The organism is Bacteroides nordii, assembly GCF_019930665.1.
In the GTDB taxonomy this organism is placed as follows: domain Bacteria; phylum Bacteroidota; class Bacteroidia; order Bacteroidales; family Bacteroidaceae; genus Bacteroides; species Bacteroides nordii.
Genome location: NZ_CP082886.1, coordinates 5,613,489 through 5,629,049, shown reverse-complemented (window position 1 = coordinate 5,629,049; position 15,561 = coordinate 5,613,489). Strand labels below are relative to the sequence as shown.

General features: G+C 40.3%; 11 protein-coding genes and 1 tRNA gene. 6 read left to right on the top strand and 6 right to left on the bottom strand.

Features of this window, described 5'->3' with window-relative positions; genetic code table 11:
* Positions 1-48: 48 nt before the first annotated feature.
* Positions 49-750: a type IX secretion/gliding motility protein PorT/SprT gene (porT, locus tag K8P02_RS21585; RefSeq protein ID WP_007483866.1), complete on the bottom strand. Its 702-nt coding sequence runs from the start codon at positions 748-750 to the stop codon at positions 49-51.
* Positions 751-903: 153 nt separating this feature from the next.
* On the opposite strand from porT, the gene K8P02_RS21580 reads away from it, so the two are divergent.
* A complete protein-coding gene (locus K8P02_RS21580) occupies positions 904-1,074 on the top strand; it encodes a DUF362 domain-containing protein (RefSeq protein ID WP_002559159.1) in 171 nt (56 codons plus the stop codon).
* A gap of 169 nt (positions 1,075-1,243) precedes the next feature.
* Positions 1,244-3,517, top strand: coding sequence for a CotH kinase family protein (locus K8P02_RS21575; protein ID WP_025866821.1), 2,274 nt, complete (start codon positions 1,244-1,246; stop codon positions 3,515-3,517).
* A gap of 128 nt (positions 3,518-3,645) precedes the next feature.
* Here the strand turns inward: K8P02_RS21575 and K8P02_RS21570 are convergent, their stop codons facing one another.
* The 4 genes from K8P02_RS21570 to K8P02_RS21555 form a co-directional block, all read right to left on the bottom strand.
* On the bottom strand, positions 3,646-4,839 hold the full coding sequence (locus K8P02_RS21570; protein ID WP_002559157.1) for a pyridoxal phosphate-dependent aminotransferase: 1,194 nt from the start codon (positions 4,837-4,839) through the stop codon (positions 3,646-3,648).
* 82 nt (positions 4,840-4,921) lie between these two features.
* Positions 4,922-6,136 (bottom strand): bifunctional 3,4-dihydroxy-2-butanone-4-phosphate synthase/GTP cyclohydrolase II, encoded by a 1,215-nt coding sequence (locus K8P02_RS21565; protein ID WP_007483864.1) that lies wholly within the window; start codon positions 6,134-6,136, stop codon positions 4,922-4,924.
* Between the two features lie 11 nt (positions 6,137-6,147).
* On the bottom strand, positions 6,148-8,049 hold the full coding sequence (locus K8P02_RS21560) for an LptF/LptG family permease (RefSeq protein WP_002559155.1): 1,902 nt from the start codon (positions 8,047-8,049) through the stop codon (positions 6,148-6,150).
* A gap of 79 nt (positions 8,050-8,128) precedes the next feature.
* A complete protein-coding gene (locus tag K8P02_RS21555) occupies positions 8,129-8,515 on the bottom strand; it encodes an START-like domain-containing protein (protein WP_002559154.1) in 387 nt (128 codons plus the stop codon).
* Between the two features lie 223 nt (positions 8,516-8,738).
* Between K8P02_RS21555 and K8P02_RS21550 the strand changes: the two genes are divergently transcribed.
* A tRNA-Met gene (locus tag K8P02_RS21550) sits at positions 8,739-8,812 on the top strand.
* Positions 8,813-9,067: 255 nt separating this feature from the next.
* Here K8P02_RS21550 and guaA read toward each other — a convergent pair.
* Positions 9,068-10,375 carry a glutamine-hydrolyzing GMP synthase gene (guaA, locus tag K8P02_RS21545; protein ID WP_002559153.1) on the bottom strand — a complete coding sequence of 436 codons (1,308 nt, stop codon included), beginning with the start codon at positions 10,373-10,375 and terminating at the stop codon, positions 9,068-9,070.
* Between the two features lie 425 nt (positions 10,376-10,800).
* Between guaA and K8P02_RS21540 the strand changes: the two genes are divergently transcribed.
* The 3 genes from K8P02_RS21540 to K8P02_RS21530 all read left to right on the top strand — a co-directional run bounded on the left by K8P02_RS21540 (position 10,801) and on the right by K8P02_RS21530 (position 15,530).
* Complete coding sequence (locus tag K8P02_RS21540; RefSeq protein WP_223381816.1) at positions 10,801-13,623, top strand: TonB-dependent receptor; 2,823 nt, start codon at positions 10,801-10,803, stop codon at positions 13,621-13,623.
* Between the two features lie 61 nt (positions 13,624-13,684).
* Positions 13,685-14,617: a metallophosphoesterase gene (locus tag K8P02_RS21535; RefSeq protein ID WP_025866820.1), complete on the top strand. Its 933-nt coding sequence runs from the start codon at positions 13,685-13,687 to the stop codon at positions 14,615-14,617.
* A gap of 514 nt (positions 14,618-15,131) precedes the next feature.
* Entirely contained in the window at positions 15,132-15,530 is a 399-nt protein-coding gene (locus K8P02_RS21530; RefSeq protein ID WP_025866819.1) for a bactofilin family protein, read from the top strand.
* Positions 15,531-15,561: the final 31 nt, after the last annotated feature.

Here is a 15,561-nt window from a genome sequence, read left to right as displayed (position 1 = left end):
TCAAAAGAGATAAAACTCTGTGAAACTCAGTACTACTCTGTGATGAACTTATTCGAAGTAGAAAGTCAATACGATCATCCGGGACTTTACTTTATCCAGAGATTCGGTAAACTTCATCAATGATTTATCAGTAAGATCAGGGCGCTTTTTCTCCAGCAGATTGGCTAATCCGAAGCAGAATTTCAACTCCGGTATCAGCTTAAAGAAAGGAAGATATAAGTCACATCCAAGGCCAACTTCGATATAACAATCAAAAGGCTTCACCAACAACGGACGTGCATTTTTTACACTCAAATCAAAGGTAGGGCTAAGGCCAAGCATCGCATAAGGACGATAGTTATTGAACCGTTCGGCGCTGAATTTCATATCAATAGGGAATGCAAGGTAAGCCGATTTTACATTTTGAGAAACCGTTTCACCACTTGTCTGCTCACGGAACACCACTCTTTTATCACCAAAATGAAGCGTAGGAATCAGGCGGAGCGCCATGTATTTATTCAAATATAATTCTCCTAATACACCTACTGAAAATCCAGGAGAATATTCGGGTACATCGGCAAACCAAACCTGTCCGTCTTCGGTGACATAACCATTGTTTACAAACTTAAGATCCTGCATATGGATACCTGCCAGAAAACCATAATGCCAGATCCGCTGGTCGATATACGGGCGGTTCTGTACCTTACGCTTCTGGGCAGAGGCACCTGCCACCAACAGCGAAACTATGAGAAGTAATACGATTCGTTTCACAATAATAAAAACGATTTTATAGTTAAATTATTGTTTCGCTTATTTAGAAGCGGTACAAATTAAAGGATTTTAATCAAGATTGAGATCAACTAATGAATAAAACGTGTATTTTTGCCCAATAAATTAGTACTAATAATTTAAATTTTAAAGAAAATGGCTTACGTAATTAGTGACGATTGTATTGCTTGCGGAACTTGTATTGACGAGTGTCCGGTAGAAGCTATCTCTGAAGGCGATATCTACTCTATTAACCCGGATGTATGTACAGACTGTGGCACTTGTGCTGATGTTTGTCCTTCTGAAGCAATTCACCCGGCTGAATAATACAATCAGACAAAAGAACCGTGAAAGCTGCTTTCCATCTCAGGAAAGCAGCTTTTTTTATTGATACGCACATCCGCAAAAGAAAAAAGAATCACCAGCTAAGTGTTTTCCTCCCATCCGCTGTTTTATCTATATAGAGAACCTTTTATTACCTAATAACATCAATATCATGAGAAAATTACTACTACTCTCATTACTCCTTTCTTCTTCTGTCTGTGCCCAACGGGCAGACAATTACAAGCCCGATAATAAAAATGTGGTTTTCACTGAGACAAACCTTCCTATCGTGTTTATCAACACACAAGGACAAATGATTGATCGGGAAAACCGGATTACTGCCAAAATGAAAATAATAGATAACGGAGAAGGTGAACTTAATTACATGGATACCATTGCTCACCCAGATCAGAAAGCAGACTATACCGGGTATATAGATTTAAAATATCGTGGCAACTCTTCTTTTACCAACTCCGACAAGAAACCATATGCCATCCGCGCATTAGACAAACCTTTGGAAGATGGCGGCAAAAAGCAAAAAGTCTCTATGCTTGGCATGGGTAAAGATAATGACTGGGCACTATTGGCGCCATATGCGGACAAAAGTATGATCAGAGACGTGCTTGCCTTCACCCTGGCAAGACCTTTCTTTGAATATGTACCTACCGGAAAATACTGTGAAATGATCATGGATGGTACTTATTACGGAGTGTTTATTTTATCTGAAAGAGTAAGGAAGGGTAAATTTCGTTTAGATCTGCCGGATCCGGGTGATAGTGATGATGCTCTGACGGGAGGCTACCACATGGAGGTAGACAGGGATGACGAACCGGTCTATTACTCTAAGCATACTCCGGTCAATTCAAAAGGAACTCCTATTTATGGAAAGAAAATCTCTTTCCAATATAAAAACATGGATCAGGATGAGTTTAGTAATGCACAATTAAACTACATCCATGGATACATTGACGCTTTTGAAAACAGTCTGGCTGCCACCGATTATAAGAATCCGGAAACCGGATACAGAAAATATATCGACGTCACATCTTTTATAGATTATATGCTGTCAACAGAATTTTGCCACAACGTAGATGGTTATCGCCTGAGTACTAACCTATATAAATACAGAGACAGCAAAGACTCTAAATTCAAAACATCTTTGTGGGATATGAATTTAGGGTTTGGTAATGCAGACTATAGTGAAGGCTGGAGATCGGATACATGGGCATATAACTTCAATGATGTATCACCGGGTGACAATCAGTTAGTCCCGTTCTGGTGGTATAAGTTACTCAAAGACGATTCTTTTATGAAAGAGGTAAAAGAACGTTGGGAGCTGTATCGTGAAACGAGCTATTCTGACGAACACATCGAACAAACCATTGATTCATTGACCACTTTATTAAATGCTAAAGGAGCACAAGGACGCAATTCACAAGCCTGGCCAAGGTGGGGAAGATACGTATGGCCCAACAAGTACGTAGCAAAATCTTATGATGATGAAATATCTTATCTGAAAAGCTGGATAAACGAACGGCTGATTTTCATGGACAGAGCTTTGCTTGGGAAAGAACCCGAAACGCCGGAATATACCCAGCTGGTTGTTAGTTCAGGATTCAATGAAGATGTTATAGCAGAGGCACTTCCTGCCGTCAGCCATTCTACAACTTCTCTTGATAATCAGGGTTGGATTTATTATGCTTCAGCAGTTCAGGAACAGGGATCATTGCCAACTGACGGTGCTATTATTTCCAATACCGGTGTCAAATACCAGCTTGCTGCATATGACAAGAAAAATGCTGCCGTATTAAAAGAAGAGACTGTAGTAACCTTACATTTTGAGGATACTCCACAAACTGAAGCCCTGCATCTCCTATCAACCTGTACAGACGGTAGTTCCTTAATAGACGTAACCGTATATTATACAGATGCTACTCATTCCAATACCCAGACTATTTCGGTAGGCGACTGGTTCAGTGATGATCCCACAGACAAGGCTGTATACAATCTGGACAGAATTGCCCTGACCGGTGACAAACTGGACGGACGTCGTAAATTCTGTATGTTTGAACATAAAATAGCTACTAACAAAAGTAAAGTAATAGCATCTTTGAAAATCGAAAATGCAGGAAACGGGCATCCCAGTATATTTGCCGTCACAAAAGAAGGGAAAGAGTCAGGTGGAATTGTGGGAATTGGCAATATCTCCTGCGGTAATGCTGCAAGTGTATATCCCAACCCTATCACCAACGGTGAGACATTAACCATTGAAACAATCTCAGGCTCATCTATCCGATTGATTACAATACAAGGAGCTACCCTAATACAGTTAGAAGCAACAGATAATGTTACAAAATTGCCAGTCAATAACCTTTCTCAAGGTATATATCTATTAACCATCACCAATAATACAGGTAAACAGACCTTCAAAATAATAGTGAAATAAGCCCCGTTCATCCTGAATGATCAAATAAAAATAACCTGTATCAATCCAGAATCCAATGTTCTGTATCGATACAGGTTACTCTATCTTTTGTACTTGTCAACCGAATGATAAACATCCGGAATCACCTATTATTTCAGTTTAGCCAATGCTTCTTTAATACGACGAATAGATTCAACTATATTTTCGTCACTTGTGGCATAACTCATACGAATACACTCAGGAGCGCCAAAAGAAGCACCACCTACACAAGCTACATGAGCAACTTCCAATAAGTACATAGCCAAGTCATCAGAATCAGCAATAGTACGTTCGCCATCCGATTTGCCAAAGAAGTAGTCACATTTCGGGAATAAGTAAAAAGCTCCCTCAGGAACATTCACTTCAAAGCCCGGAACTTCTTTCGCTAACCTCACAATAAGGTCACGACGACGTTCGAATGCTTTACGCATCTCTTCTACCGGAGCCTGAGAACCTGTATAAGCAGCTTCTGCAGCCTTCTGAGATACAGAACAAGGTCCTGATGTATATTGTCCCTGCAGTTTATTGCAAGCTTTCACAAGCCATTCCGGTCCGGCTATAAAACCGATTCTCCATCCTGTCATTGCATAAGCTTTTGATACACCATTTACGATTACGGTACGTTCCTTCATCTCAGGGAACTGAGCAATACTCTGATGTTTGCCAATATAATTGATATGTTCGTAGATTTCGTCAGCAATAACAATTACCTGCGGATGTTTAGCCAATACAGCAGCCAATCCGGCAAGTTCTTCCTTGCTATAAACCGAACCTGTAGGGTTAGACGGTGAGCAAAGAATCAAAGCTTTGGTCTTCGGAGTAATAGCCGCTTCAAGCTGTGCAGGAGTAATCTTGAAATCCTGCTCTATACCGGCAGTAACGATAACCGGAGTACCTTCAGCCAACTTCACCATCTCAGGATAGCTAACCCAATAAGGAGCAGGTACAATCACCTCATCACCCGGATTTACCAATACAAGAACCGCATTACACACAGATTGTTTTGCACCATTAGCACAAGATATCTGAGCGGCTGTATATTCCAGACCATTCTCTTTCTTCAACTTCTCTACAATAGCGTTACGCAATGCCGGATAACCCGGAACAGGAGAATAACGTGAGAAATTATCATCTACAGCTTTCTTTGCAGCTTCTTTGATATGATCGGGAGTATTGAAATCGGGTTCTCCCACACTCAGATTAATTACATCAACGCCTTGTGCTTTGAGTTCGTTACTCTTCTGCGACATAGCAAGTGTTGCCGACGGCGACAAGCTGTTCAAACGGTCTGATAACTGATTCATTTTGTATCTATTTTATTATTGTTGATTGAAAATCGCTGCAAAATAAGCTAAAATATTTGATATATGAAAGCAAATTCCCATTTTACTTGTTAAAATGCAGCGTATGCCCCATACGTTCTTTCTTTGTTTTCAAATATCGTTCATTGTAAGGATTAGGAACTGTTTCAATAGGCACATTTTCTACTATTTCAAGCCCATACGCTTCAAGCCCCACACGCTTAATGGGATTATTGGTCATCAGACGCATTTTATGAACACCCAGTTCACGCAAAATATGCGCACCCACACCATAATCACGTTCATCGGGATCAAATCCAAGATGAATATTAGCATCTACCGTATCATACCCTTCTTCCTGAAGTTTGTAAGCTTCCATCTTATGCATCAATCCAATGCCTCGTCCTTCCTGATTCATATAAACAACTACTCCTTTTCCGGCAGCATCAATCATCTCCAGAGCTTTATGCAACTGTTCTCCACAGTCACAGCGACAAGAACCAAAAATATCTCCTGTCATGCAGGATGAATGTACACGTACAAGAATAGGTTCATCTTCGCTCCAGGTGCCTTTAAAGATGGCAACATGCTCCATTCCGTTTGATTTCTGTCGGAAAGGAATCAGGCGGAAATTTCCATATTGAGTAGGCATATTAACTTCTACCCCTTTCTCCACAAGCGATTCCATGTGCACACGATAAGCTATCAGATCTTTAATAGATATGATCTTGAGTCCGAATCGCTTAGCCACTTCCATCAACTGCGGTAAGCGTGCCATAGTGCCGTCTTCATTGATAATCTCAATCAGCGCAGCAGCAGGATAAAGCCCTGCCAACTTAGCAAGATCCACACTTGCTTCCGTATGTCCGGCACGGCGAAGCACACCACGCGAACGGGCACGCAACGGATTGACATGTCCCGGACGACCAAGATCGGTAGGCTTGGTATTAGGATCGGCCAACGCACGAATCGTAGCAGCACGATCATGCATAGATACTCCTGTAGTACACCCCGGCAACAAATCAACAGTCACAGTGAAAGGAGTCTCATAAATAGAAGTATTGGCAGTAACCTGCATATCCAACTCCAGTTCTGCACAACGCTCTTCTGTTATAGGTGCACATAACACACCACGTCCGTGCGTCATCATGAAATTTACTTTCTCCGGAGTTATCTTTTCGGCTGCGATAATAAAATCACCCTCATTTTCACGATCCTCATCGTCTACTACGATTACGAAATTACCTTCTTTAAAGTCGGCAATAGCCTCATCAATCGTATTCAATCTTATTTCTTCCATATTATATCATGCTATAAATTATTATTCTCATTAATTATAAACTGAACACTTTCATTGTTCTTTATAATCCGTTCTATATCCCGGGCAAGGCGTATACGGAAAATCCAGATACGGAAGTAGAAAAACAATCCTATCGGAACAATGATTCCTGCCAACAGATTCAACCAATAAACGTGGAACGGACGTACGTGCGCCGTTACAGGTATCACCGGATAGTTATTCAAAGCGGTCAACAAAGTGAAGGACTTAGAATTTGATAATTCTTCAACCAACGTTTCAAGGTGTTCATTGATAACTTTTATATCATCATCGTCACCAGTAGTCATCCAAAGCTTAAAATAATTAGGTGCCTTTTTCAACTGACGCTTACTTATATAAGTACGACACTCTGCCGTAAGAGCTGTCAACTCAGATGAAATCCGCGTATAATCCGGGTCGTGAATGATCACCTCCTTCTTGAATAAGTGCCGTACGCTGCGAATTCCCACAATACGCTTGAACCACGCAACGTAAGCATCGCCATTCAGCACAACAGAGTCATTATTGGATTTGTAGGTAAGAAAAGCCCCAAGCGGAGCCAAAATAGAGGAACTGAGCCACATCCCCATCCATACAACCCACTTCCCGTCACGTGCCATCTTGAACCCGCTATTATCTATCACATAATAAATAATAAACACCAATACGGATACAATGACAGGCATACCCAGCCCACCTTTACGAATAATACCTCCAAGGGGTGCACCAATGAAAAAGAACAGCAGGCAGGAGAGAGAAATTGTGATCTTCTTATGCCATTCGGTCCTGTGTCTGCGTATCTGGTAATCATTCCCATCCATCGTGTAGGTCTTAAAGCTGTAATCTCCCTGCAAGCTTTCAGCACGGCTGGTAGCCGAAGAAAGGATTTTTTGCTTCTGCATCAAAGTAGCAGCTTCAAAGAGACTGTCCACATTGTATAAGCTCATATTGGCCCTTTCTATTTTAAGTGTATCCTCTCTGGAAAGCCCCGTCGGCCGACTGTAAACGCCACCGATAGCTTCCTTATAATACTGTCGCCCGATACTGTCGCCCACATATTTCATGGAGTCAATAGAAGCCTGCAACGTCTGCATACTTTTGGTGGTCGCCTGATTACTCATGATACTTGCATCGGCCATATTAAAATCCGAATCAAATTCAATAATCGTATGTTTTTCCCGGAAAGATTCACGCCGATAAGGTACGTTTTGTGCCTTTACATTCTGACTCTTCAGATTTTCAAACAGTTCTCCACTATAAAGATGCAGGTGTAGATGTTGCTTGTCGGCAGTCATTTCCATACGTCCCGAATCCGCATAAATGATATGTGCATTCTCTGCTCCGTCTTTAAAATTATAGATCAACACATCATACAACATACCGGTTTTACGATCCTTCTTACCTACTTTAAGATTATAATCGGGAATTTCCGAATAGAAGACACCCTCCGGAATATCCAGTTCCGGTGACTTCTGTTTCATCGAAATCAACAACGTTCCCAACTTTCCCTGGGCAATAGGACCAATAACATTCTGAAAATAAAAGGAAATACCGCAAATAATACAGACAAGTATAATAAGAGGACGCATAATCTTAAGCAAAGAAATGCCCGCCGCTTTCATGGCGAGCAATTCATAACGTTCTCCAAAATTTCCGAAAGTAATAAGTGATGCCAATAGTACGGCCAGTGGAAGCGACAAAGGCACCAAAGTCAATGCCGAATAGAAGAAGAACTGAGCCATCACACTCATCTCCAACCCTTTTCCGACAAGCTCATCTACATATCTCCACAGGAACTGCATCATGAAGATGAAGAGACAGATGAAGAATGTGCCGACAAAGAGTAACAAAAAACTCTTTACAATAAATATATCTAATTTTTTTATGCGTAGCATCTTACTATTCGTTTCGTACGATTGAGATGCAAAATTAGCACAAAAAAAGGAGTGCAGAAAGTTTTTAGTTGAAAGTTAACTAAAAACCACAAGTTCTTCTCAATTTATTTACCTGAGACTCCCACAGTTCCTTCATATCATCTACCTCATCAGGTTCGGCAAAATCAACGATCTCCAACACAAAATCTCCTGTAAGTTCATTATAATTCATTTTTATCTCAAAATAATCCCGCTCGTTCTCGTCATCCAGCCAGCGGAAACGTATAAAAGAATAAGCACGTATAGCTATAATTTCAGCGTCTCGTTGTTCTGTTTTTCCCCAATGAAACTCCACAATTTTATCATTTGATACAACTTTGTCCGCAAACCAGTCCTCCAGACCGGTCGGTGTGCTGATTGCCGACCAAAGAATATTTTTAGAGGTCGCATTCAGAAGATATTCTAAACGAATTTTCTCTCTTTTCATAGTTACATTTACTTAATTTGTGTGTGCCAAGATAAATACTTTTTTCTAATTACACAGTATAAATCAAACACTTTATTTCTTTATGCTTTCATTTCTCAGTCCCAATGTATCTATTTATCGCAGATTACACATGGGTTTCTAATAGAAAAAACAGAAAAAAACGACAAATGTTTTGGAGTTTTAAAAAAAGTATCTATCTTTGCACCCGCAATCGAGAAATGATGGCGGGATAGCTCAGCTGGTTAGAGCGCATGATTCATAATCATGAGGTCCCCGGTTCAATCCCGGGTCCCGCTACTAAGTCGAAAGACTTACAGATAAGACGTTTGGAGGGCTTCCACCTCTGGGCGTTTTTTCATTTTACTATAAGCCCTTCCTTTTTCATTATTAATCCACAAAGTTATTAACAAGGTTATCAACAGGTATACTATAAAGTTACCAACAAGATAATTTTCTTATATACAATAAATTAACCTCACACCGGTAGTTATATAAAAAATATCCCCGAAAGCTATTTATCTAACTTTCGGGGGAAGATTCAATTTTATTCTTTTATTCCCATTCTATGGTCGCATTGGGTTTCGGCGACATATCATAACAAACACGATTTACATTCTTCACTTCTTTCAGAATACGGTCTGTTATTTTCATCAGAATAGGCCAATCAATCGGTTCGATAGTAGCTGTCATGGCATCCACTGTATTGACAGCACGAATAATAACTGGCCAATCAAAAGAACGGGCATTATCACGTACACCGACAGATTTGAAATCGGGCACTACTGTAAAGTATTGCCATACCTTCTTATCCAATCCGGCAATTTGGAATTCCTCACGCAAAATAGCGTCGGACTCACGTACGGCTTCCAAACGATCGCGTGTGATAGCACCCAAACAACGTACACCTAAACCGGGGCCGGGAAAAGGTTGGCGATATACCATTTCATAAGGCAAGCCCAATTCCAGGCCACAGGCACGAACTTCATCCTTGAACAGTTGACGCAAAGGTTCTACAAGTTCGAATTTAAGGTCTTCGGGCAGACCGCCTACATTATGATGAGACTTCACCATTTTAGCAGTCTTCGTTCCGCTTTCCACAATATCCGGATAAATAGTACCCTGACCTAAGAAATCGATACCGTCCAGCTTACGTGCTTCCTCTTCAAACACACGGATAAACTCACCGCCGATAATCTTACGTTTTTGCTCAGGATCTTCTACGCCTGCCAGTTTATCAAGAAAACGATCTGTAACATCTACATAAATAAGATTCGCCTTCAACTGATTACTGAATACTTCAACCACATCTTCAGATTCACCCTTACGCATCAACCCATGATTCACGTGCACACATACCAAGTTATCCCCGATTGCTTTCAGAAGCAAAGCAGCCACCACAGAACTGTCAACTCCCCCCGACAAAGCCAGTAACACTTTCTTGTTGCCTACCTGACGCTTAATCAACTCTATCTGATCATTGACGAAGTTCGTCATATTCCAGTTAGCTTCAGCCTTGCAAGTATCGAAAACGAAAGATTTTACAGCAGCCTTAATAGCTTCAATATCGTCTGTAAATTCTACCAGTTTCACTGCGCAAGTCGCTTTGTCATGACCGGCAGCCATAACGGGAATTCCCATTGTATAGATATCCGGATTTACGTCAATAGCAACACCGTCAATCACATTGTTCGGTCCGCCATTGATAATAATCCCCTTTACGTTGGGTAATGCTTTCAGTTCTTCTACTGTGATGTCGTGAGGATAAATCTCACTATACACTCCTAATGCACGGATAGCGCGAGCCAATACCGTATTCTCATGACTACCTAAGTCAAGGATAACAATCATGTCCTGTTTCATCTGATTCTGTTTTTTTAAATTATGTTATTATCAGTAGTTTCTTTAGTTTCAACTTATCTGCAAATATAGATATTTCAAAAGACGCTACAATGCCTGGCTTCTCCAAAGTTTCATTTTTCCTTTTCTACTTCCACATCCGTATCGTTAATTCAATAGAGTTGAAAACCTCAGCGATACGTTATTAACAAAGTTATCAACAGGTATACTATAAAGCCGACAACAATGCAACAAACTCACAAACAACTAATTAGCATCATATCGTATACTTTTCATAATTATTAATTCACAATATATAAACAACCAGCTTCAAATAGTACCGACACACAAACGAAACATATTTGTTACTGCATCTTCAATATCCAGCAAAGAAAATGAAATATGATCCCCCTACTTTTGCGGCATATTATTAACGCATACTAACAAATATGAAACGACTCGTTAAATTAGTCTCATTGATTCTCTTATTTTTAAACATGAGCAACAATACTTTCGCCGAAGAGAAAGTAAATGTAGTCAAGCAAGGAACAATCCGCGGACGAATCATCGATGCTTCCAAACAAACACTCCCCGGAGCATCTATCTATATTGAAAACTTACGTACGGGAGTAACAAGTGACGTCAATGGATATTACACATTTTCCAATCTGAATCCAGGTACCTACACCATAAAAATCAGTTACGTCGGCTACTCACCGGTAGAGATGAAAATTACGATTCCTGCCGGAAAGACTTTGGAAAAAGATGTTGTACTCAACGAAGGATTAGAGCTACAAGAGGTAGTAGTAGGAGGCGCTTTTCAAGGACAACGCCGGGCTATTAACTCACAAAAAAACAGCCTGGGTATCACCAACGTTGTTTCTGCCGATCAGGTGGGGAAATTCCCCGACTCAAACATCGGAGATGCACTTAAACGTATCTCAGGTATTAATGTACAATATGATCAGGGCGAAGCTCGTTTCGGACAAGTTCGCGGAACCTCTGCTGATTTAAGCTCGGTCACGATCAATGGTAATCGTATTCCTTCCGCCGAAGGCGATACACGTAATGTACAGTTAGACCTTATCCCGGCGGATATGATACAAACCATTGAAGTAAATAAAGTAGTAACCCCGGATATGGATGGAGATGCCATTGGCGGATCGATCAACCTGGTTACCAAGAATTCTCCTTACAAACGTACAATCACTGCTACTGCCGGAAGCGGTTACAACTGGATCAGTGAAAAAGCCCAACTTAACCTGGGCTTCACCTATGGTGATCGTTTTTTCAACGATAAACTGGGTATTATGCTTTCTGCTTCCTATCAAAATGCTCCCTCAGGATCTGATGATGTAGAATTTGTTTGGGATACAGATTCAAAAGGAACAATCTGCCTGACTGATTACCAGATTCGCCAATACTACGTAACCCGTGAGCGCCAAAGTTACTCGGCAGCATTCGACTGGGATATAAACGCAAATCATAAATTATTCTTCAAAGGAATATTCAACAATCGCAATGACTGGGAAAACCGGTATCGCCTTACTCTGAAAGACTTGAACAAAGACGTTAATAAGAAGAAAGAAGGCGCAGTTGCCGACAACAAGGCCTCTGTACGCCTACAGACAAAGGCTGGAAGTCCAAACAACCGTAATGCCCGCCTCGAGCGTCAGCGTACGATGGACTTCACTCTCGGTGGCGAACATCTTTTCGGCAAGTTATCCATGGACTGGAATGCCTCTTATGCCCGTGCCTCGGAAGAGCGTCCCAACGAACGTTACCTGGGATATGAACTAAAGAAACAGAATTTCGACATAGACCTGAGCGATATAAGAAGACCCTATGCTTCAGCACAAGCCGGATCGACGCTTATACTTAATAATAATTTCTCCCTACAAGAACTTACAGAGCAACAGGAAGATATTGTAGAGAAAGATCTTAAGTTTTCAATGAATTTCAAACTACCATTAGTGAAAGGATTCTATAGTAATCAGTTGCGATTCGGAGCCAAAGTAGTAGACAAGAGTAAAGACAAAGATCTGGAGTTTTATGATTATGAGCCAGTGGACGAAAAGGCTTTTAATTCAAATAGTTTTTCCAATACCAGCGAACAAAACAGAAATGGATATATGCCCGGGGAAAAATACAAAGCAGGGACATTTATCAGCAAAGAATATGTGGGAGGGCTCGACCTGAACAACAGCAGCCTGTTTAATAAAACAGAAAATCCGGAAGAGTTGGCAGGCGAATACAAAGCACGTGAAACAGTTACTGCCGGCTACCTTCGTTTCGACCAGAACTTCGGTAAAAAACTTAGTGCAATGGTAGGTCTGCGTCTTGAAAATACCCACTTGAAATACAACGGGCGCAAACTGACACTGAACGACGATGGCGATCCGGAATCATTGACTGTTACCCCGGATGTAAAAGACAGCTACCTGAACGTTTTACCTTCCGTCTTATTGAAGTACAACGTCAGTGAAGATTTCAAGATTCGCGGTTCATTCACTGAAACACTTTCACGCCCTAAATACTCAGCATTGATACCGAATGTAAATATCAACAACAAAGACAACGAATTGACACTTGGTAACCCGGAATTAAAACCGACCACTTCGTTTAACTTCGATCTGAGTGCAGATTATTATTTCAAAAGTGTAGGACTTGTCAGTATTGGTATATATTACAAAGACATCAATGACTTCATCGTAACCCAAACAGTCAGAGGATATGAGTATGAAGGCAATTCTTATGATAAATTCATGCAACCCCGCAATGCAGGAGATGCCAATTTATTGGGTGTAGAAGTAGGCTACCAACGGGATTTCGGTTTCATCGCTCCCGCCTTAAAGTGTGTTGGATTCTACGGAACCTATACCTATACACATAGCAAGGTGAACAACTTCAACTTCACCGGACGTGAAAACGAAAAAGACCTGAAACTGCCCGGATCACCGGAACATACAGCCAATGCATCTCTCTACTTTGAAAAAGGAGGACTCAACGTACGCTTATCTTACAATTTCGCATCCGATTTTATTGATGAAATGGGTGAAAGCGCTTTCTACGACCGTTATTATGACAAAGTAAACTACATGGATGTAAACGCCAGTTATACTTTTGGTAAAAAGCTTCGGACGACCTTTTATGCCGAGGCTAACAATCTGCTAAACCAACCTCTGCGTTATTACCAGGGAATATCAGAACGCACCATGCAATCAGAACATTATGGTGTAAAGGTAAATGCAGGAGTCAAAATCAATTTCTAAATCTCTATAAAAAGACGCAAAGCAAGTATCTATTAATAATCAATAAGAAACAATTTATAAAATGAAAACAAAAAGCCTTCTCGTTCTTCTGTTTATCACAATCTGTACAATAGGATATGCACAAAAGAGCGACTATTCCATCTTCGATAAAAAATTCAATTTCTATATTGCCAACGATCTGGGACGAAACGGATATTATGACCAAAAGCCAATTGCCGAACTAATGGGAACAATGGCAGAAGAAATCGGTCCTGAGTTCGTAGTTGCCACCGGAGATATTCACCATTTCGAAGGTGTACGCAGCGTCAATGACCCTCTATGGATGACAAATTACGAATTAATCTACTCGCATCCGGAGTTAATGATCGACTGGTTTCCTGTATTGGGAAATCATGAATATCGCGGTAATACCCAAGCCGTACTTGACTATAGTAATATAAGCCGCCGCTGGTCCATGCCTGCCCGCTACTACACCAAGGTATTCAATGAAGAAGGTACAACCGTCCGCGTCGTTTGGTTGGATACTACCCCCATCATTAATAAATACCGCAATGAAAAAGAGACTTATCCGGATGCCTGCAAGCAAAACAGAGAAAAACAGCTCGCCTGGGTAGACTCAGTACTGACCGCAGCCAAAGAAGACTGGGTAGTTGTAGTAGGACACCATCCTATCTACGCCGAAACTCCCAAAGATACCAGTGAACGAGACGACCTGCAGAAATATCTGGATCCCATCCTGAGAAAACATCATGTAGATATGTATATCTGCGGACACATTCATAACTTCCAGCATATCCGCGTATCAGGAAGCGATATTGACTACGTTGTCAATTCAGCCGGCTCACTGGCACGTAAAGTAAAACCGATCGAAGGAACACTGTTCTGTAGTCCGGAACCAGGTTTTTCTGTCTGTTCTATTGATAAAAAAGAATTCAACCTGCGTATGATCGATAAAAAGGGGAACGTACTTCATACAATAACCCGAAAGAAATAAATTCTACTCTTATAAAAAACACACAACTCAAGGGTACTCCATTCGTGATGAAAGGAGTACTCTTTTTATTTAAACTCAATTATAGGAAATTCAAAAATAACCGTTATCTTTGCACCTCCAAACAAGAGAATCTTTCTTTTTTCTCCCTACCCCATTCTTTATCCACAAAGTTATGAACAATGTTATCAACAGGTAGACGCTAAAGTTATCAACAAGTTAATATCCTTATTATCAAACAATTGAATTCTTCACACATCATTTATCATAATTACATATTCACAAACCCACAAACAGATTCATACCACCGCCCTTTCAAATACCTGGTAATTTTAAAAGGGCTAAAAATCTTTTCCAATTGAGATATTATCAATCCAAACATAAATGCTCTTCAATATATCCCTACACATTCCAAATAAAAATAATATTAATATTTATTATTTTACTATTTTTGCAATATCATTCGATATTTAAGCAAATAAACAATATATAGCATAAACATTAATATAAAATCGTCATGTTTGGAAAAAAGAAAGATGAAAAAAATTCCCAGATACAGTCTGAGCCCCTGAAACTGACAACTATAGCTATGGGAACAGTTATAAAAGGCACAGTTGATGTAGAAGGAAGTTTAAGAGTAGATGGTACTATAGAAGGAAATGTTTCCTGTCATAAAACCATGATATTGGGTCCACAAGGAACAATCATAGGAAATGTAACCTCTGTTTCTGCAATATTACATGGTATCCTGAAAGGAGATATACATACGGAAGAAGAATTAGTGTTGAAATCAGGATGTTCAATGAAAGGAGATATTTACACTTGCAAGTTAGAAATAGAACCGAAAGCACTCTTTAACGGTGCTTGTAAAACAATGGAAGAAAATATACAGCCACAAGGACAATCACTTGAATAATCCCAGATCAATCTGACTTCATAATCATAAG